Here is a 19,237-nt window from a genome sequence, read left to right as displayed (position 1 = left end):
TCAAGAAAAGGTGGGAATGCGGCTATTGCGGATGGTCAGCCCTGGGCTTCGTCGAGGGGCTTGTCTTCATCGCTGGGCACAAATACGTCCCGAATGGACAGGGGCTGACCCTGGGTATTCTGCACGGTGACCGGCTGTATTGGCTGGCCGCTATCGCGGTCCCGGAGGTCCAGGGGCTGGCCGTCCGGAGACGGGTTCCACTTGTCGCCCCACTGGCGCAGAGCCACCACCACCGGAAACAGGTCGCGGCCTTTCTCTGTAAGCCGGTACTCAAAGCGTGAGCCATGCTCGCCCACGTCCACTTTGCGCAAGACCTCGTTGTCGACCAGTTTGGCCAGTCGGTCGCACAGAATGTTCTTGGCAATCCCCAGTTGCTGCTGAAAATCCACAAATCGGCGGGTGCCGTACATGGCGTGCAGCACAATCAGCAGCGACCACCAGTCCCCCACTTCATTCAGTGCGCGGGCGACGGAGCAGTTGGAGTCATCAAAACGTTTTCTGGCCATGTAGGGGAGTGTACCGAATAGGGTTGCATTTTGAAACCGGATTTAATAGGGTTGCTTTACGAAACCAAATTGATGAGGTTGCACATCACATGAGTATGAATCTTGGTCCTTTGTTCGAGCCGTTTGAACTTCATAACCTCAAGCTGCGCAACCGCGTAGCCATGGCGCCGATGACCCGCAATTTCTCGCCTAAGGGTGTACCCGGTCAGGATGTGGTGGACTACTATCGCCGCCGCGCCGAGGCCGGTGTTGGCCTGATCATTACCGAAGGCACTGTCGTGAACCACGCGGCTGCCAACGGTTACCCGAACGTACCGGCCTTCTATGGCGACGAAGCCCTGGCGGGCTGGAAGAAAGTGGTGGATGCCGTGCACGAAGCCGGCGGCGCCATTTTCCCGCAACTTTGGCACGTGGGAGCGGTACGCAAGGAAGGTATCGAGCCGGATCCCTCTGTTCCCGGTTACAGCCCTTCAGGCCTGTTTGCGCCTGGCAAGCCCAACGGCAAGGCCATGACCAGAGAAGACATTCAGGACGTTATCAAGGCCTTCGGTGATGCCGCCCAGGATGCCAAGGCTCTGGGCTTCGACGGTGTGGAAATCCACGGCGCCCACGGCTATCTGCTGGATCAATTCCTGTGGGAAGGCACCAACCAGCGCGACGATGAGTACGGCGGCAGCCTGGAAAACCGCCTGCGCTTTGTGGTGGAAATCGTCGAGGAAGTGCGCCACCGCGTGGGCCCGGATTACCCGATCATGCTGCGCTTCTCTCAGTGGAAGCAGCAGGACTACGAAGCAAAACTGGTGAATAGCCCCGAGGAACTGGAGCGCTTCCTGAAGCCTCTGGCGGAGGCCGGTGTCGACATCTTCCACGCTTCCACCCGCCGCTTCTGGGAACCGGAGTTCGAAGGTTCCAATCTGAACCTGGCCGGCTGGACCCAGAAGATCACCGGTAAACCGACCATGTCGGTTGGCAGTGTGGGCCTGACCGAAGACTTCATCAGCGGCACCTTCGCCAGCAAGAAAGAGTCAGTCGAGCAGTCTGGCATCGATGAGCTGGTTGAACGCATGAACAACGGTGAATTCGATCTGATCGCGGTTGGCCGTGCCCTGCTGCAAGACCCAGAGTGGCTGGTGAAAGTGAAAGAAGGCCGCCTGAACGAAGTGGAAGCCTTCGCCAGGAAATCTCTGGCAAAACTCTACTGATCGATCCTACCCCTTCGATCGTGCCTGCCGCGCGCCCTCGGGCCCGCGGCTTTTTTGTGTCTGAAATCTGTCCGGTTCGTAATCGCAGCAATCGCCAGAAACGCTATGCTGTAGGCAGATTGTTGCTATTCACCAGACAAGGAGTGGGATATGGCTTTGATGCGTCATCTTAAACTGGCTGGGCTGGCTGCGGTATTGGTCACCCTGGTGGGTTGCGCCAGCGTTGGCCGGGATTTTGCGACTCATAATGTCGACCAGATAACGATCGGTGAGACGACCCGCGCCGAGATACAGGAGATGTTTGGTGAGCCCTGGCGCACCGGTATTGAAGACGGCAAGCGCACCTGGACTTACGGCAAGTATCGTTGGTCCGCCTTTGGTGACGATGAAACCACGGATCTGGTGGTCCGTTTCAATAACGACGGCACGGTATCCTCTTACGTATACAACACCACCGAATAAAAGCTCCCGGGCGCCGGCCTGACCTCAATTAGCGGCCGGCGCCTGTTTCAGCGCCAGAATCTGCCCGGAATCCAGTTCCTCGATTAATGCCCCCCGGAACTGCCGGTTGATGAACCGCTCCGTTTCCACCTGAATCCGCTCCCGCTGCTCGGGCTTCTCGATATAGTCCATGGCCCGGAACAGGATGTAGCGGATGGTCATGTTGGAAATCTCCTGTACCACCACCTCATCGACACCGGGCACCAGCCCGCGTTCCAGAATATCCTCGGCCATTTCCCGGGCGCTGGCGTCCAGCTGTGCTTCGAGAGCCCGGCGTAACACGGGCGACGGGCCGTGCAGTTCCCTGACCGCCACCGTGGTTGCCGCCGGGTTGGCCAGAAAGTAGTGGTACACAAAGGTGACGGTGTCGTGGGAGGCCTGTTCCGAGGAATCCGCCATCTGCCGCAACTGCCGCACGCCGGCTTTCATGTCCTCGGCGATATACCCCAGCACCTGCAAACCGAATTCGTCCAGATTGCGGAAGTGCCGGTAAAAGGTGTTCGGATTTAACCCCGCCTCCCGGGCCAGTTCCCGCAGGCCCAGAGAGGTCAGGCTGCGGCTTTGGGTAATCAGCCTTAGTGCGGCCTGGACCAGTTTCAGTTTTCCGCCGGCAAGTCGTTGCATCGAGTCGTGTTTCCTTTGGGCGTTGGGCCAACAACCTGTCACTCAGGGCCATTCCTGTGCGAGTGGGTATACAGGTGTCTACTTTGACCGGTATACATGTGTCTACTGGTCATGATGACCACACCGACAACAACAGGCAAGGCCCTTCAGGCCACACAGGAGTGCAGCAATGAAACAAACCGCCAAGATCGCCATTATCGGCACCGGATTTTCCGGCCTGGGCATGGCCATCAAGTTGAAAGAGGCCGGCTTTGACGACTTCGTGATTCTGGAGCAGAGCGGCAACGTCGGGGGCACCTGGCACGATAACCACTACCCGGGTTGCGCCTGCGATGTCCAATCTGCGCTGTATTCCTTCTCTTTCGAGCAGAATCCGAACTGGACCCGCATGTTTGCTCCCCAGCCGGAGATTCAGGCGTACCTGCGGCATTGCGCCGAGAAATACGGCCTGATGGATCACATTCGTTTCAATTCCCACGTGGCGGGTGCCCGTTGGGATGAGGCCACCTCGGGCTGGGTTGTGGAAACCTGCAACAGTGCAAAACTCTGGGACTACATGGAAAAGAAAGGTTTGAAGCCCGGGGATGAGCTGGATCGCAGCGACAAGGCCCTGCCGCCAATCCGCAAGCTGCGAAGTGAGATTCTGGTGTCCGGCATGGGCGGCCTGAGCACCCCCGCGTATCCGGAGATCAAGGGCATAGACACGTTCACGGGGGCCAGTTTCCACTCCCAGAACTGGGACCATGACTACGATTTTCGTGGCAAGCGGGTGGCGGTTATCGGCACCGGTGCTTCGGCCATCCAGTTCGTGCCGGAAATTGCCAAAGAGGCCGCCCATCTGGACCTTTACCAGCGCACGCCGCCCTGGATCATGCCCAAGCCTGACCGGGAAATCCGGCCATTGGAGCGGGCCATGTTCCGCAGGTTCCCGCAAACCCTGAATGCGTTCCGCCAGAGCATTTACTGGATGCTGGAAGCCCGGGTGCTTGGCTTCGTGGGTAACCCGCGCATTCTGAAAGTCGGTGAGTTGCAGGCCCGTCGACACATCCGCAACCAGATCAAGGACAAGGAACTGCGCAAGAAAGTGACGCCGGATTTCCACTTCGGCTGCAAGCGGGTGCTGATCTCCAACAACTACTACCCGGCCCTGGACCAGGAGCACGTAGACGTACTGACGGACGGCGTTCGCGAAGTGAAAGGTAACACCATCATTGACAACAATGGCAACGAGCGCCCGGTGGATTGCATTGTCTATGGCACCGGCTTCAAGGCCCAGGAACCCATCCCCCGGGGCATGATCTTCGGCCGTGGTGGCCAGGATCTGCTCGACGCCTGGCGCGAGGGTGCGGAAGCCTACAAAGGCACCACCGTGGCCGGCTTTCCAAACTTCTTCATGCTGATGGGCCCCAACACCGGGCTGGGCCACAGCTCCATGGTGTACATGATCGAGTCCCAGGTGCAGTACGTGCTGGATGCCATCAAGAAGATGGACCACCGAGGCTGGAAGAGCGTGGAAGTAAAAGAGGATGCCTACAGCCAGTACAACGCCTCTATACACGCCAAACTCGGCGACTCCGTGTGGCAGACCGGTTGCAAGAGCTGGTATGTGAACGAGAACGGCAAGAACACCACCTTGTGGCCGGGCTTCACCTGGCAGTTCCGGCAGCAGACCCGGCGGTTTGATGCCGAGCAGTATGTGTGTGAATCGGCGGAGGTGATGGAGCAGGGTGCGGAGCCGGCGTTGGCTGGTTAAAACGGTAGATAATGATGCGCCCGAGGCAGGATGCTTCGGGCGCTATGAATATGATGTAAGCCACACCACCCCAACGAGTGGTTGGTAGTTTTCGCGTTCCTGAAATACCATAAGCACCCCGATCCACTGGAACACGGATCATGAACTGGCGCCCTTGGTTATTCGGCGCTTGTTGCTAAGCCTGAAATTTCAGCAGGGAACGCATGAATACGGAACAGGATACCGATTACCAGTACCGCGAGCGGGTGGTAGTGCCCCGCCCGGAAAAAGAACTTCGCTTTCGGAATGGACGAATCCCCGGGTATTTTTCGATATTTCTCGGTGGCTTGAGCCTGGCGGCGGTGCTCGCCTACCTGTTCCCTTCCTATCTGACCACCACTGATCTTCGTGCCGCGTATGATGCCGAGGCGCTTCAGGATGTCCTGAAGTACGGTATGTGGTTCTCCCTGTTTTTCGGCATTACCACCTTCATTCTTGATCGGCGCAAACGGCTTGGCGCTGCAGGTATTGCCATGACGCTGATCGCGTTTGCCCTGGGTGGCTACAACGTCCCGGTCGGGCCGGTGGAGCCGAAACCATTGTCGCTCGGCGTGGACTGGCTGATTCTGGCCTTTCTGGGTTCCACCATTGTCTTTACCAGCCTGGAGAAGCTCTTTCCGAAGTATCGGGAGCAGGTCATCTTGCGGGATCAGTGGGGGCTGGATTTCTTTTACTTCTGCCTGAATCACCTGCTGATCTCAGCGGTTCTGCTGTTTGGCAACTTCCTGGTAACGCGCTTTGAATGGGTGGCCAGCGACAGTCTTCAGGCGGCTATCCAGAGCACGCCGCTATGGCTGCAGGTGGTTCTGCTGATTCTGGTGGCCGACTTCGTGCTGTATTGGGAGCATCGGGTATTCCATGAAGTCCGGCGGCTGTGGCTGTTCCATGCCGTCCACCATTCGGTGGAAACCATGGACTGGCTGGCCGGTTCCCGTGCGCATGTGGTTCAGATATTTATTGAGCGTGGGTTGGTTATGCTGGCCCTGTATCTGCTCGGGGCCAGCAAGGAAGCGCTGGATATCTACGTCACGTTTGCCGCGCTGCAGGCCATCATCATCCACAGCAATCTCAATGTGCCCTGGGGGCCGCTCAAGTACCTGTTGGTAACGCCGCAGTTCCACCACTGGCACCACAGCTCAGAGAAGCCGGCCATCGATACCAATTACTCGGCACACACGGTGCTCTTTGACCGGCTGTTCGGCACCTATCATTTCCCGAAAGCGCACTGGCCAGCGGAGTATGGCACAACCCAGAAACTGCCGGGTTCCTATCTGGGGCAGCTGTTCTACCCGTTCCGCAGGCGGTGACCGGCAGTTGCCGTCACGGTGATGCAATGGGATGATGCGCGGGTTGCGTGCTGCCCGGCTCGCATTCACCCATCATCTGAAACCGGCAGGATGTCATGGCCAACCGAACCTCAACCCGACTGAACAAATACATCAGCGAGAGCGGTATGTGCTCCCGTCGGGATGCCGACCGGTTCATCGAGCAGGGCAACGTGCACATCAACGGCCGCCGGGCCCAGGTGGGCGATCAGGTGTTGCCCGGAGATGTGGTGAAGGTCAACGGCCAGGTAGTGGAGCCGAGAGACGAAGAAGATCTGGTGTTCATTGCTCTGAATAAACCGGTGGGTATTGTCAGCACCACCGACAGCGCGGAGAAAGACAACATCCAGCGTTTTGTCGGCCACAGTGAACGGATTTTTCCCATTGGCCGGCTCGACAAGGATTCCCAGGGGCTGATTTTCCTGACCAGCAATGGCGATCTGGTGAACAAGATCCTGCGCGCCGGCAATAATCACGAGAAGGAATACCTGGTCACGGTCGACAAGCCGGTCACCCGGGAATTCGTAGAGGGAATGAGTAACGGTGTGCCGATTCTGGGGACCATGACCAAGCGCTGCAAGGTCGAAAAGGTGTCCCGGTTTGTGTTCCGCATTACCCTGGTTCAGGGCCTGAATCGCCAGATTCGCCGTATGGCGGAGTACTTTGGCTACGAGGTGACCAGGCTGGAGCGAGTGCGCATCATGAACGTCAGTCTGCAGGGGTTGCCGGTGGGTGCCTGGCGGGATCTGACGGAGAAGGAACTGGCGGTACTGTTCGATGCCATCCGGGATTCCTCGTCCGAGGCCACGGAGCCAGCTGGCAGCAAGCCCCGGAAGAAGCCGGCGGGTGCGAGGGGCGCTCGCCCGGGGCCCGGTGGCAAACCGGCGCGGGCTGGCGCAAAAGCTGGCGGGAAGTCACCGGCTGGTAAAGGGAGAAAAGGCCCCGGTTCCGGGCCCGGTAGACGGCCCTCTGGTAAACCCGGTGGCGGCCCAAAGCCGGGTGGTCGTGGTCCGGGGTCCAAGGGTAAGCCATCGAAACCGGGCAAGCCCCGCAAGCCGTCCATCAAGAAACGTTGAGTACCCATAGGTTCTCTTCCTTACGGCAAAAAAGCCTTTCTGGCGCTATGCTTACCGGCTTTAACCCTGTGCCGGATTTGCCCGAATGTTTGAAACGTTTTTCTCTACCTATCTCAGCAGCACCATCCGATTCCTGTTCCTGCTGGCGCCATTTTTCGTGGTCACCATGTTCCTGGCCCTCACTCGGGGGCTCTCGATGGCGGAGAAAACCTCCATTATTCGTCGGGCCTGTGTCTCGGCCTTTATTCTGGGTGTGATCCTGTTCTTCGCCGGCCCGCTGTTGTTCAACGCCATTGGCATCACCCTGAACTCCTTCCGCATCGGTGCCGGTAGTCTGCTGTTCCTCACCGCCATCAGTCTGGTGAACAGTGGCACCCGTAACCACGCCACCGGGTTGCCCGAAGAGGATCGGGATGACATCGCGGTGGTGCCCCTGGCCATTCCTGTCATGATTGGCCCGGCGACCATTGGTGCCATCATGGTTTACGGCGCCGAGCTTAAAGCGGTGCCAGAAGTGGCCGGTGGTCTGCTGGGCCTGGTGTCGGGCTTGCTGATTCTGGCGGGATTGCTTCGCTTGTCCGGTTATCTGGAGAAAGCGTTGGGCAAGACCGGCCTGAACATTATGTCGAAGATCAGCGGCCTGATTCTTTCCGCGATGGCGGCAGAAATCGTGCTGACCGGTATTGCCGGCTTCATTGCCAGTACCTCGGGCGCCTGAGACAATCCGGTCGTTATTTCTGGATGGGATGAGTCATGCCCGCGAACACCATTGAGCTTAATCGCAGCCGGTTCAATTTTGATGGCATCGAGGCCATCTGGCTCTTCGGCTATGGCTCGCTGATCTACAAAGTGGATTTCCCGTTCCTGGAGCAGCGCCCGGCAGCCATTCGCGGTTGGGCTCGTCGGTTCTGGCAGGGTTCTCATGATCACCGTGGCACCCCCGAAGCGCCCGGGCGGGTGGTCACGCTGATTGAGCAGCCCGATGCCGTATGCAAGGGCGTAGCCTATCGGGTGTCACCCAACGTCTTCGAGTATCTGGATGTGCGGGAAAAGAACGGCTATCTGCGCTTCAGCACCACCATGACCTTTGACGATGGCAGTCATGCCGAGGGGCTGGTGTACATCGCTACGGTAGACAATGAGGCCTTTCTGGGCGAGGCACCGGAAGCGGACATTGCGCGGCAGATTGCCCTCGCCACGGGGCCTAGCGGCCCCAATTCGGAGTATTTGCTCAGGCTGGCGGATTCGCTGCGTCAGCTGGGTGATGATTGTTCACACACCTTTGCCATCGAGGCCTGTCTTCGGGCGGAAGAACGGCTACCCCGTTGATTTGTCTCCCCGGCGGTCTCCCGCTCCGCCGGGTTGAATCCCCGGGCGGGTGACCGCTTCCGGTGCCGCAGGCCAATCAGTACCAGCGGCACCACAATCATCAGGCTGCCCGCCAGGAACCACAGGTCTGGCACCTCACCAAACCAGATCCAGCCAATGGCGACCGCCCAGATCAGCCCGGTGTATTCGGCGCTGGTGACCTGGTTGGCATCTACCTGCCGGTAGGCCAGCAACACGGTGATGTTGTAGCCCAGGATGAACAGGGCGGAGCCGGCAGCGCTGATCAGGATCTGCGGGTTCCAGGCCGCGCCTTCCCAGAGTGCCAGGGCAGCGGCCGCCGGGACGATCAGCAGGTAGTTCAGAAACAGTTTGTGGACGGTGGTTTGTTCCTTGGGCAACTGGCGCACCATGACGGCGTTGATGGCCAGGGCGAAGGCAGAGCCGAGGGCGGCGATGACGGCCCAGTTGAAGTCCACCGGTCGCAGGATGACGATGATGCCGGCAAAGCCGCTGAACACAGCAGTCACACTGAGCGGAGTCAGTTTTTCGCTGAAGAATACGGCGGACAGTACCATCACCAGGATGGGCGCGGCGTAGAACAGGGCGTTGGCGGTGGCCAGTGGCAGGTTGGTCAGTGCCACCACCATGCAGACGATGCCGACCAGATGGATGTGCGCGCGGATGGCGTGGATTTTCAGGCCGCCGAAGAGGTTGTTGCGGTCGAGTTTGCGGGCGAGCGGGAGCAGGAACGCCAGGGTGAGGACGCAACGCAGGAAGGCGAACTGGAAGACGGGGGCGCCGGGGTCCAGGAGTTTGATGAAGACGTCTGAGAGTATGGCCATGGCGTTGCCGATGACCAGCAGCAGAATGGCGCTGTTGACGGTTTTGCCTGACACTGTGGTGCTCCTTTTCCTGAAATCCGCTAACTTGAGTGCACGGGTGTGTCGGCGGACTTGCTTCCGAAAACCGCTGCTAGTACATCCCTGTACGCTTGTCTCCGTCATCCATGGCTACGAACATTTTCGGAAGCAAGTCCGCCGACACACCCCCTGACCTTGGATGTGGATTCTAGGCGTGCTTAACTATCCGATAAAATGATCAATATTCCCCATCCATTAGAAAATTAGATAACAAGCAACGATGAGACTCCCACCTCTAAAAGCTCTCCCAGTATTTGAAGCTGCCGCCCGGCTGAACAGTTTTTCAGCGGCCTCGGAAGAACTGGCCATCACCCAGAGCGCGGTCAGCCACCAGATCAAACAGCTGGAAACCTATCTGGGCGAGCGGTTGTTCTGGCGCTCCGGTCGTCGCGTGACGTTGACCGATGAGGGGCGGCAGTATTTCGATGCCATTGGTTCGGCTCTGCTTCAGATTGAGCGGGCCAGTGAGCAGTTGCTGGGGCATGAGGAGAGTCGATTGCGGTTGTCGGTGTTCAGTTCGTTCGCCGTGCGCTGGCTGGTGCCCCGGTTGCCGGATTTGCAGCGGCTGCATCCGCAGATTGATCTGGCGCTGGAGATGAGTAGCGAGAACCCGGTGTTGTCGGATCGGGTGGCGGATTGTTTCATCACCATTCACCGGGATTCCCGGGCCTACAGTTACGATTTGCTGTACGAGGAGCGGCTGTTTCCGGTCTGTAGTCAGGATTACTGGCAACGTATGCGCCGGGAGCTGGGCCGGGATGTGGAGCCGGAGCGGCGGGATGAGCAACCGGTGTCGCCGGGTGAGATGGCGGGGTTTCCGCTGCTATCCACTCACAGCATTTTCGACCGACCGGCCGGAGACTGGGAGGCCTGGTACAGCGCGGTAAGTGAATTGATGCCCACGGGCACTCGCGTTCAGCACTTCAGCCATATGCTGTTGGCACTTGAGGCGGCGCGGTTTCATCAGGGCATTGCCCTGACCAATGACTACATGCTGAGTACCCGGAAGGATTCCGAAGATTTCGTGCGGTTGCCGACGCATTCGGTGGTAACCGGCGACAAATTCTACTTTGCCTGGAAGACCAGCCGCCGGCGGGAACGCGGGATTCAGACGCTGCGCCGGTGGTTGGTGGATGAGGCAATTCGGGGTGGCTTGAGGGGCGAGTGACCGCCCCTCAATGAGAGGGTGGCGAAGCTCAGCCTTTGGACGGCCGCTCCACCACTTTGCGCTTGCCTTTGGCGCTTTTGGCGAGGGATTTCAATCCGTCGGCATCAAAGGCGTCTACGCGGATGACGTCATAGAGTGCCGTCAGGGCTTCTTCCAGTTTCGGGCACTCCTCTGCTTTGACAATGCCCTGGGCACAGGCCCAGTCCACCAGTTCCTTGCGTTGGTGGCCCATCAGCAGGGCGATGCCATCCACTTCGTCTTCGTCCCGGCTGCGGATCGCTTCGTGCAGTTTGTGACGGGATTCCTCGGTTTCGTTCGCCAATCGATAGGCGTTGAGTACACGTCCGAGCGGGTCGCTGGGATCGGCATTGATGAAGGTTCCCCGGCTGATGCGCTGGCGCACAGGCGTGTCTTTCACGATGGTAGCCGCCACTTTGGCACCGAGCTTGTCATCCGGGCCGTTCAGGCCGGTGGCGCCGAGCGGGAAGACCATCAGCCGCAGCGGCCAGCGCAGGGCGGGCACCGGGAAGTTTATGATGGCTTCACGCATGGAGTCCTGCAGGTCGTGCAGACAGGTTTGCAGGCACCATTCCACCAGATCCCGTTGGTCGTCCGGATAGCCTTCTTCATGCCATTGCTTGATCACGGCGGTGGCGTAGTAAAGCTGTACGAGACAGTCGGCCATGCGGCCAGACAGCCGCTGGCGGGCTTTCAGGCCGCCACCGACGGTGAGCAGGGTCACGTCGGTCATCAGGGCAAAGGCGGCCGAGAAACGGCCCAACTGGCGGTAGTATTTCTGGATGTCACCCTGGCGGGGTGCGCTTTCCAGCCAGCCTTTACTCAGGCCCAGAACGAATGCACGCAGGGCATTGCGGGTGGTGTGGGCCAGGTGGCGGTAGAAGATGCCGTCGAACTTCTTCGCGGCTTGATCCTGGTTTTCCATGCCCGCCGCTTCGATTTCCTCAACAATGAAGGGGTGGCAGCGGATGGCGCCCTGGCCGAAGACCATCAGGCTGCGGGTCAGGATGTTGGCGCCTTCCACGGTAATGCCGATAGGCACGGCCTGGTAGGCCCGTGCCAGGAAGTTGCGGGGGCCGGTGATAACGCCCCGGCCGGCGACCACGTCCATGGCGTGGTTGATCACTTCCCGCATCAGGTCTGTGTTGCGGTATTTCAGCACCGCTGAAGGTACCGACGGGCGAACGCCCCGGTCCAGCATACCGGCGGTCAGCAGGCGGGCTGCGTCCATCATGTAGGTGTAGCCGGCAATGGGTTCCAGGGCTTCCTGTACGCCTTCAAACTGGCTGATGGAGCGGCCGAACTGCTCCCGGGTGTAGGCGTAGGAACCGGTCGCCAGGCTGGCCAGCTTGCCGGCGCCGGTGCCCAGAGCGGGCAGGGAGATGGAGCGGCCGATGGACAGGCATTCCAGCAACATTTTCCAGCCCTTGCCGAGCATGTCCTGGCCGCCAATTACCTGTTCCATGGGGATGAAGACTTCGGTGCCCCAGGTTGGGCCGTTCATGAAGACCGTGTTCATGGGCAGGTGGCGGGCACCGGCATTCACGCCGTCGGTATCCCGCGGCACCATCACACAGGTGACACCGATTTCGTCCTGCTCACCAAGCAGGTGCTCGGGGTCGTAAACCTTGATGGCGAGGCCGATCAGTGTAGCGACCGGCGCCAGGGTGATGTAGCGCTTGTTCCAGGTCACTTTCAGGCCCAGCACTTCCTTGCCGTTCCATTCGCCCTTGCAGACGATGCCTTTGTCCGGAATCGCGCCAGCATCGGAGCCGGCGACCGGAGAGGTCAGGGCAAAGCAGGGGATTTCTTCACCCCCGGCCAGGCGAGGCAGGTAGTGCTGTTTCTGCTTGTCGGTACCATAGTGCATCAGCAGCTCGCCGGGACCGAGGGAGTTGGGCACCATCACGGTCACCGCCGCAGACACGCTGCGGGTGGAGATCTTCATGACGATTTCGGAATGGGCGGTGTTGGAAAAACCCAGGCCGCCGTCTTCTTTGGGAATCACCAGACCAAAGAAGCCCTTGCTGCGAATGAACTTCCACACTTTGTCTGGCAGATCGTAGTGTTCGTGGGTGATCTGCCAGTCGTCCAGCATCTTGCACAGTTCTTCCACCGGGCCATCAAGAAACGCCTGTTCTTCACTGGTCAGGTGAGCGGGCGCGGCATCCAGCAGCTTGTTCCACTCAGGTTGGCCGGAAAACAGTTCGCCGTCCCAGTCAACGGAGCCGGAGTTGAGGGCTTCCTGTTCGGTGGGAGACAGTTTTGGTAAGCGACTGCGAACCCAGCCCAGCAGTGGCCGGCTGAGTTTATCCAGGCGCAGGTCGCCAGGGAGGGTTACGAGCAGTGCCAAAGCCAGCAGGATGCCGCCGATCAGAAAACTCAGAATGTGCCAGTCGTCCTGAGCGACACCAATCAGGGTAGCGACGGACATGATGAGGGCGGCAGTTTTGCCACCGATACTGAAGTAAATCAGTACCAGGGCACTGAGAACGAGGAGCAGAACGCTCATGGGCAGACCTCCATATCATGAATGAAATCAGACAGATTTGATTCTTACCATCGGTCAAAGTTCAGTCAGTTGCAAGCGGTTAGCGAGGTAAAAGCCCGTGGGAGAATCGAATTCTTGATTTACAGATTCTTTACGGAGCCCCAGCGGTTCAGGCTCAAAGGCTGAGCCCGGTTACCAGCAGCGCCAGTGTGGACAGCAGTACCGCCACGTTGGCGCCCAGCACGTGGTTGAGCTGGTCTGGCATCGCCAGTACACGAGGCAGTCGAAGACTGATCCAGATTGCTGCCGGTAGCGGTGCCAGGGCGATAAGGCTGGTCATTGCCAGATAGCCACTGACCACACCGGCAACGATGACACCATAGCTGGCAAGCAACAGGCCAGCCACCAGATGGGCGGCTTTTTCGGGGCCAAGGGTAATCACCAGATGGCGCCGGCCAATCGCTCGATCGGCCTCTGCATCCGGTATCTGGTTGATCAGCAACAGCTCACTGACCATCAAGAGCGCCACCAGAGACACCAGCAGGGCGGTGGTATCGATGTTTGCCCCAAGCGCGATAACGGTGCCCAGCACCATGATGGGACCAAACCCCATGCCCGGTGCCAGCAGGCACAGCAGTGGGGAGCGGGTAATCCAGCGGGTATAGGTGAGCACCAGCACCACACCGGCCGCTCCGAGCACCAGCAGAGGCAGACCCCGCAGCCAGAGAAAATACAGACCGATGGTAACCACCACCGCGAGTGTGCCCAGACCTGCCCAGAGCACGCGCCGGGCTGCAGACGGCACCTCGGGCAGGGCGCCGCTGCCACCGGAGAACGGGGTGCGCTCGGTGATCATGTCGAGGCCGGAGCGAAAATCGTCGTATTCGTTCAGCAGATTCACCGCCGCATGGGCAAGTACGGCGCCAAGGAAAACCAGAAAGGTGTGTAAAAGTTCGGGCGCCTGGCCCTGTTGCCAGGCGACGGCCAGGCCCAGGCCGGCACACAATGGGGCGAGCAGTAAAAAGTTCGGGCGGGACGCGCGGACCACCGCAAGGGTTTCTGACATTGATCAACTCTCCGGATTGCGGAGAAGCTTACACGTAGCCCGCCGCAAATACCAAGCCCAGCACAATGGGCATCACCACCAGACTGCCCAGGTTGCTCAGCAGCACCAGGGAGGCCACAGCGTGGGGTTCCTGCTGATACTGTTCGGCCACCATGTAATTCAGTACGGCCGGTGGCAGGGCGGCAAAGACCCAAAGGCTGGCGACCTGCAGCCCCGGCAGATCCAGCAGTGCAATCATTGGCCAGGCCAGAATGAGTCCGGAGAGCGGGCAGGCGATGGCGCCGATCAGCCCCAGTTTCCAGTCACTGAAATCGACATCCAGCATGCGGACGCCCAGGGCAAACAGCATCAGTGGAATGCACACGCCGCCAAGCATGTTCAGGGTTTCCAGCAGCCAACCCGGCAGCGGGATACCACTGAGATTCACCGCCAGGCCGGCGATGCTGGCGAATACGATGGGCAACCGTAGCCGGCGGATAATGGAGGTGTGGGGGTCCAGCATGTACAGGCCTACCGAGAAGTGCAGCAGCATTTCCACGATGAACAGCACAATGGCCGCAGGCAGCGCCGCATCCCCGAATGCCAGCACCAGAATCGGAATCCCCATGTTGCCGGAGTTGTTGAACATCATCGGTGGCAGGAAGGTTTTCAGGTTCAGCTTCAGCAGCCTGGCCACCGGATACAGAATCACACCGGACCCCAGAACCACCACCGTGGCGGCCAGCGCCAGCCAACCGTATTCCTGCAAGGGCGCCTGCTGGTCTGCCAGTACCGCAAACACCAGCATGGGCACGAACAGTTCCATGTTGAGCACATTCAGGCCCTGAATATCCGGTGTCCGGTAACGCCCGTACAAGGCGCCGCAGCCGGCAATCAGGAATACCGGCAGCATGGTGGAAAGAATCTGGCCAATCATGGAAGGGCTCCGATTATTGTTTTTGGTCAACGCAGGTGACTAATCCGTTAGGTTCGCAAGCATCGGGTGGATTGGGCAAGCGAAATTCATGGCTCTTCGACCAAAGCCGGAGCCAAAGCGTCGGTTGCGACGGCGGCACCGGGCCACCACAATAGCGTTTTCACGGAGACAGCAAGCGGAGCCCCCATGAATGGCAGCGTTTTCGATCAGCCCATCGCCAGAGAGCACACCTGTTCGGTAAAGTTTGATGCCCGCAAGGCGGTATTCGGCCGTGACGATGTGATACCGGCGTGGGTCGCCGATATGGACTTCCCGGCCCCGGAAGCGGTCACCCGTGCGCTGACCGAGCGGGCGCAGCATCCGGTATATGGCTATACCCTGTTCCCGGACAGCCTTTATGAGGCCATGATCCAGTGGTTTGAAAGCCGTCATGGCTGGAGCATCCAGCGAGACTGGATTGTCATGGCGCCCGGGGTGGTGCCGTCCCTCAACGCGGCCTGCCTGGCCTTTGCCCAACCCGGAGAGGGCGTGATTATCCAGCCGCCGGTGTACCCGCCGTTTTTCAGCTCGGTCAGGGATACCGGCCGGACCGTGATCGAAAACCCTTTGATGGCAGACGAAACCGGTGACTACCGCATGGATCTGGAGCATTTGGAGCAATGCGCCGCCCGGCCGGATGCCAAGGTATTGCTGCTGTGTTCACCCCATAATCCGGTGGGACGGGTCTGGCGCGAGGCGGAACTGGTTCAGGTGCTGGACATCGCGCGCCGTCATGGCCTGGTGGTGCTGTCGGACGAGATTCACTGCGATCTTACCTATCCAGACAAGCCCGCTCATAGGGTGTTGGCGACCCTGGCCGAAGGGGATGATGCGCTGATAACCGCGGTTGCGCCGAGCAAGACCTTCAATATGCCCGGGCTGGGCCTGTCGGCCCTGGTGATTCCGGATCCGGAGCGCCGCAAGGCCATGAAAACGGTGTTCGAACGGCTGCACCTGCCGCAGTGTAACCCGTTCAGCATCGCCGGGTTCGAGGCAGGCTATCGCCATGGTGGTTCCTGGCGGGATGATCTGATGGCCTATCTGAAGGGCAATCGCGATTTCGTGGTGCAGGAGGTTGACCGCCGACTCACGGGTATCCGCACCTCGGCGCCGGAAGGCACCTACCTGATCTGGCTCGATTGCCGGGGCCTGAAGCTGGACGACACCGCCCTGAAACGCTTTTTCGTGCAACAGGCGGGGATTGGCCTCAATCCGGGGCTCAGTTTCGGCAGCCAAGGCAGCGGTTTCATGCGGCTGAACATCGGCTGCCCGAGAGCGGTACTGGCGAAGATTCTCGACCGTATTGAGGTCGCCCTTCAGGGCAGCTGATTTTCCAGAGAGCAGTGATCTTCAACCAATTGCCAGCGCGGCGGCGTATTCATCCCGGGCATATCGCCGCTGGTCGGGCGGATCGCCTTCCAGATCTTGCCACCATGGCTGGCTTCGCTGCCCACGGTGTAGCTCTCTGAGAACAGCCACTGGTCGGGCTGCTCGCACAGTTCGTTGTCACTGGACGATTCCGAGGCTGGTGAATCCGGACTTCCGGTGACTGTGTCTGTCTGCGCTGTTTGCCCGGTTTCTACATCGGACTTGTCGATCGGGGCCGGGGGCGCAGCCTCGCCGGAGCATTCGGGGGCAGAATCGAGCTGTTTCCAGTCGAAGGTAATGCCCGGTTCCAGACCCTGGTGTAGCTCCCTGGACTGGTACCACTTGCCGTCATGGTGCACCACCGCTCCGGCCGGGTAGTAGCGGGATGGCGCCCATTTGGACTCATTCGGGTCGCAGGGTGCTGCTGCGACGTTCAGGGAAAGAGCGGCCAGCATCAGGGTAATGATGGCCGGCCAGGAATATGCAGAGGCGGCTTGCCTAGTCATTCGGCTCTCCTTTATCCAGTGCAGTGACAGGCGGGCGGGACAGACGCCGGCCGGTTCGGGTCGCCAGTATCAGGCCTCCGAGTATCAGCAGTCCACCCACCAGATGAAACAGGCTGAGGTTTTCCCCGAGGAAAACCACTGCCAGCACAGAGGCATAAACCGGCGTAAGGTACATGAAAATGGCAGCCCGGGCAGGGCCAATGCTGTGTACGCCATGATTCCAGAAGGCGTAGGCGAGAATGCCCGGAAAAATCGCAAAATAGATCAGAGGAAGGGCGGTACTTTGTGACAGGGCAAAGCCGCCGCTGAAGAACAGAAAGTCCAGCAGGTAGACCGGCGCGAGAATCAGGGTGCCCAGCAGGATCTGCGTGGTGAGGAAGGTCAGTGCCGGCAGTGGCACCGCCTGCCGGCGCAACAGCACCGAGAACAGGCCCCAGCTGAACACCGCAGCCACCATCACCAGATCGCCGGGCTGGGCCTGCAGGCCGGTCAGCACCGACACATCGCCGCGGGCAATCACGCACAGAATGCCGGCCAGGGCCATGGCAATGCCCAGTATCTGAATCGGACGGGTCCGGTCACCCAACAACAGCCAGGCCAGCAGTGCGACAAAAATCGGGATAGTGGCGTTGATCAGCGCGATGTTGGTGGCTGTCGTGGTCATGGCCGCGACATAGAGGAGGGAATTGAAAGCGGCAACGCTGAAGGTGGCCAGTGCAATCATGGACCCGAGGCGCTGACGAATCACCTGCCGGTGGCGCCAGATACCGGGTAAGCCGAACGGCAGGATAATGGCCAGGGCCAGTACCCAGCGCCAGAACGACATGGACAATGGCGGAATGTGCTCGACCGTGCCGCGGGCCACCACGGCGTTGCCGGCCCAGAACAGCGGTGTCAGCACCAGACCGATGTAGGCCAGGGTTTGCCCGGAGTTTTGCGTTGTGGCGTTCAGGTCAGACACTCCGTCTCCTGCTGGTTCCGTGCCCATGGAAAACGCCTAGCATACTATTCTCCGGGTACTTGTGCCTCCGTACCTATGTGGTAGGCGGCAAACCCTGCCATCACCACCTGATCCACCGCCATGCCGATGACCCGGCCGTCCGAGGAGGCGCGAATCGGATGCTGTTCGTTGGTGATTGGATCGGCGACATAACCCAGTACCTCGCCCTCGGATACCGTCGCTCCAAGCTTGATTTCGCTGAACAGGATGCCGCCATGCTGGGCCCGGATCCAGGTAGAGTCGTAATACACCGGCTCCGGATCGCCCCAGACAAACATGCGGGAAATCATGCCGTGCTTTTCCATCAGACTATTGAGGCTGTTTACCCCCGCTTCGATCTGGTGTTCCTGGATGCGCAGGGATTCCCCGGCCTCCAGTGTCACGGTGCGGATTCCTGCTTCGGTAGCCGCGGTACGCAACATGCCGGGTGAACCGGAACTGTGAACCACGGCCATCCGGTCAAAGCCCCGGGTGAATTCGGCGACATCCGGATTGTTCATGTCGGCCCGGAGTTGCGGCAGGTTGGTGCGCTTGAGTGACCCGGTGTGAATATCCACCAGCATGTCGCAGTGCCGGATAACGTTGGTAAACAGGGAATGGGCAACGCGGTCGGCCAGTGTGCCGTCCTGGGTGCCGGGGAAATGCCGGTTCAGGTCGCGACGATCCGGCAGATAGCGGCTGCCCTGCTGAAAGCCGGTGAGGTTCACGATGGGCACGCCGATAACCCGGCCACTGAGTTTTTCCGGGTTCAGGTCGTACATGCTACGACGGACAATCTCGATGCCGTTGAGCTCGTCACCATGAACCGCGCCGGTCAGGCACAGGGTCGGGCCCTGGTTAACGCCATTGACCACCAGTACCGGGGTAATCTGGGACAACCCGGCAATCTGAATGCCTGGCGACCAGGCCAGTCGTGTCGCAGTACCGGGTAGAATTTCCTTGCCCAGCAGTGTGAAACTCTCTGCGGGCACGGGTGCTGCGGGCTCCGGTTCCTTCTCGGCAACATCGTCCGGGGACACCGGGGTGTTGCTCCCGGCCGCGTCGGTTGTCCCGGATTGTGTTTCGGCCTGAGGTTCCGGCTGCGCGGCAGAATCCCCGGAATCGCTTGCCTCGGGCTCCGGCTCCGGCAGCGGGGCCACTTCTTTCAGGTCGATATTGGGTGCAATTTCACGGGGCTTGTTGGCTGCCTCCGGTGCCTCCACCGGGGGTTCCTGCGGGCTGCTCTGTTCGCTGGTTGTCTCAGCCTGGGCGCGTGCCTGCGCAGAGCCCCGGCGGGGTTCCGAGTGCTCAACATCCTCAACGTTTTCATCTTCCGCCAGATCGGCCACCAACAGGGCAGTGGCGTCTGCCTTGGAACTCATTGCCTCAGCCAGCACGGCGGGCGTCGCCA

At 59.9% G+C, this 19,237-nt stretch carries 18 protein-coding genes; 9 read left to right on the top strand and 9 right to left on the bottom strand.

Annotation, left to right across the window (positions count from 1 at the left end):
- Positions 1-35: 35 nt before the first annotated feature.
- Positions 36-506, bottom strand: a complete 471-nt coding sequence (locus MARHY_RS17855; RefSeq protein WP_011787226.1) for a winged helix-turn-helix transcriptional regulator — start codon at positions 504-506, stop codon at positions 36-38.
- A gap of 89 nt (positions 507-595) precedes the next feature.
- On the opposite strand from MARHY_RS17855, the gene MARHY_RS17850 reads away from it, so the two are divergent.
- Positions 596-1,708: an NADH:flavin oxidoreductase gene (locus MARHY_RS17850; protein ID WP_036148773.1), complete on the top strand. Its 1,113-nt coding sequence runs from the start codon at positions 596-598 to the stop codon at positions 1,706-1,708.
- Between the two features lie 150 nt (positions 1,709-1,858).
- Positions 1,859-2,170, top strand: a complete 312-nt coding sequence (gene bamE / locus MARHY_RS17845; RefSeq protein ID WP_041655220.1) for an outer membrane protein assembly factor BamE domain-containing protein — start codon at positions 1,859-1,861, stop codon at positions 2,168-2,170.
- 24 nt (positions 2,171-2,194) lie between these two features.
- Here bamE and MARHY_RS17840 read toward each other — a convergent pair whose 3' ends face one another.
- A complete protein-coding gene (locus tag MARHY_RS17840; RefSeq protein ID WP_014423063.1) occupies positions 2,195-2,833 on the bottom strand; it encodes a TetR family transcriptional regulator in 639 nt (212 codons plus the stop codon).
- 169 nt (positions 2,834-3,002) lie between these two features.
- Here MARHY_RS17840 and MARHY_RS17835 point away from each other — a divergent pair, with 169 nt between their 5' ends.
- From MARHY_RS17835 to MARHY_RS17815, 5 genes are all read left to right on the top strand, one after another.
- The gene (locus tag MARHY_RS17835) at positions 3,003-4,586 is read left to right on the top strand and encodes a flavin-containing monooxygenase (RefSeq protein ID WP_014423062.1); all 1,584 of its coding nucleotides are present in this window, start codon (positions 3,003-3,005) and stop codon (positions 4,584-4,586) included.
- Positions 4,587-4,789: 203 nt separating this feature from the next.
- Positions 4,790-5,932, top strand: a complete 1,143-nt coding sequence (locus tag MARHY_RS17830; protein WP_041655217.1) for a sterol desaturase family protein — start codon at positions 4,790-4,792, stop codon at positions 5,930-5,932.
- A gap of 95 nt (positions 5,933-6,027) precedes the next feature.
- A complete protein-coding gene (gene rluF / locus MARHY_RS17825) occupies positions 6,028-7,026 on the top strand; it encodes a 23S rRNA pseudouridine(2604) synthase RluF (RefSeq protein WP_014423060.1) in 999 nt (332 codons plus the stop codon).
- An 85-nt stretch (positions 7,027-7,111) separates the two neighbouring features.
- Entirely contained in the window at positions 7,112-7,744 is a 633-nt protein-coding gene (locus MARHY_RS17820) for a MarC family protein (protein WP_022991362.1), read from the top strand.
- 35 nt (positions 7,745-7,779) lie between these two features.
- On the top strand, positions 7,780-8,355 hold the full coding sequence (locus MARHY_RS17815; RefSeq protein ID WP_014423058.1) for a gamma-glutamylcyclotransferase: 576 nt from the start codon (positions 7,780-7,782) through the stop codon (positions 8,353-8,355).
- On the opposite strand, the gene MARHY_RS17810 is transcribed toward MARHY_RS17815, so the two are convergent.
- Complete coding sequence (locus MARHY_RS17810) at positions 8,280-9,251, bottom strand: DMT family transporter (protein WP_041655213.1); 972 nt, start codon at positions 9,249-9,251, stop codon at positions 8,280-8,282. The genes MARHY_RS17815 and MARHY_RS17810 overlap by 76 nt on opposite strands.
- A 244-nt stretch (positions 9,252-9,495) precedes the next feature.
- Between MARHY_RS17810 and MARHY_RS17805 the strand changes: the two genes are divergently transcribed.
- Positions 9,496-10,443: a LysR family transcriptional regulator gene (locus MARHY_RS17805; RefSeq protein ID WP_014423056.1), complete on the top strand. Its 948-nt coding sequence runs from the start codon at positions 9,496-9,498 to the stop codon at positions 10,441-10,443.
- Positions 10,444-10,471: 28 nt separating this feature from the next.
- Here the strand turns inward: MARHY_RS17805 and MARHY_RS17800 are convergent, their stop codons facing one another.
- The 3 genes from MARHY_RS17800 to MARHY_RS17790 all read right to left on the bottom strand — a co-directional run bounded on the left by MARHY_RS17800 (position 10,472) and on the right by MARHY_RS17790 (position 14,934).
- Complete coding sequence (locus MARHY_RS17800) at positions 10,472-12,973, bottom strand: acyl-CoA dehydrogenase (protein ID WP_014423055.1); 2,502 nt, start codon at positions 12,971-12,973, stop codon at positions 10,472-10,474.
- A gap of 154 nt (positions 12,974-13,127) precedes the next feature.
- Positions 13,128-14,018, bottom strand: coding sequence for a prenyltransferase (locus MARHY_RS17795; RefSeq protein WP_014423054.1), 891 nt, complete (start codon positions 14,016-14,018; stop codon positions 13,128-13,130).
- A gap of 28 nt (positions 14,019-14,046) precedes the next feature.
- A complete protein-coding gene (locus tag MARHY_RS17790; RefSeq protein ID WP_011787210.1) occupies positions 14,047-14,934 on the bottom strand; it encodes an AEC family transporter in 888 nt (295 codons plus the stop codon).
- 186 nt (positions 14,935-15,120) lie between these two features.
- Here MARHY_RS17790 and MARHY_RS17785 point away from each other — a divergent pair, with 186 nt between their 5' ends.
- A complete protein-coding gene (locus MARHY_RS17785) occupies positions 15,121-16,302 on the top strand; it encodes a MalY/PatB family protein (RefSeq protein WP_014423052.1) in 1,182 nt (393 codons plus the stop codon).
- Here the strand turns inward: MARHY_RS17785 and MARHY_RS17780 are convergent.
- The 3 genes from MARHY_RS17780 to MARHY_RS17770 are packed head-to-tail and all read right to left on the bottom strand — an operon-like array spanning position 16,290 to position 19,208.
- On the bottom strand, positions 16,290-16,847 hold the full coding sequence (locus MARHY_RS17780) for a carbohydrate-binding protein (RefSeq protein WP_014423051.1): 558 nt from the start codon (positions 16,845-16,847) through the stop codon (positions 16,290-16,292). The genes MARHY_RS17785 and MARHY_RS17780 overlap by 13 nt on opposite strands.
- Entirely contained in the window at positions 16,840-17,835 is a 996-nt protein-coding gene (locus tag MARHY_RS17775; RefSeq protein ID WP_014423050.1) for a DMT family transporter, read from the bottom strand. The genes MARHY_RS17780 and MARHY_RS17775 overlap by 8 nt, the downstream gene beginning before the upstream one ends.
- 17 nt (positions 17,836-17,852) lie before the next feature.
- Positions 17,853-19,208 (bottom strand): succinylglutamate desuccinylase/aspartoacylase domain-containing protein, encoded by a 1,356-nt coding sequence (locus tag MARHY_RS17770; protein ID WP_014423049.1) that lies wholly within the window; start codon positions 19,206-19,208, stop codon positions 17,853-17,855.
- Positions 19,209-19,237 lie beyond the last annotated feature (29 nt).

The organism is Marinobacter nauticus ATCC 49840 (assembly GCF_000284615.1).
Lineage (GTDB): Bacteria > Pseudomonadota > Gammaproteobacteria > Pseudomonadales > Oleiphilaceae > Marinobacter > Marinobacter nauticus.
The sequence above is the reverse complement of the archived record's forward strand: the minus strand, read 5'-3'. Positions and strand labels throughout refer to the sequence as shown.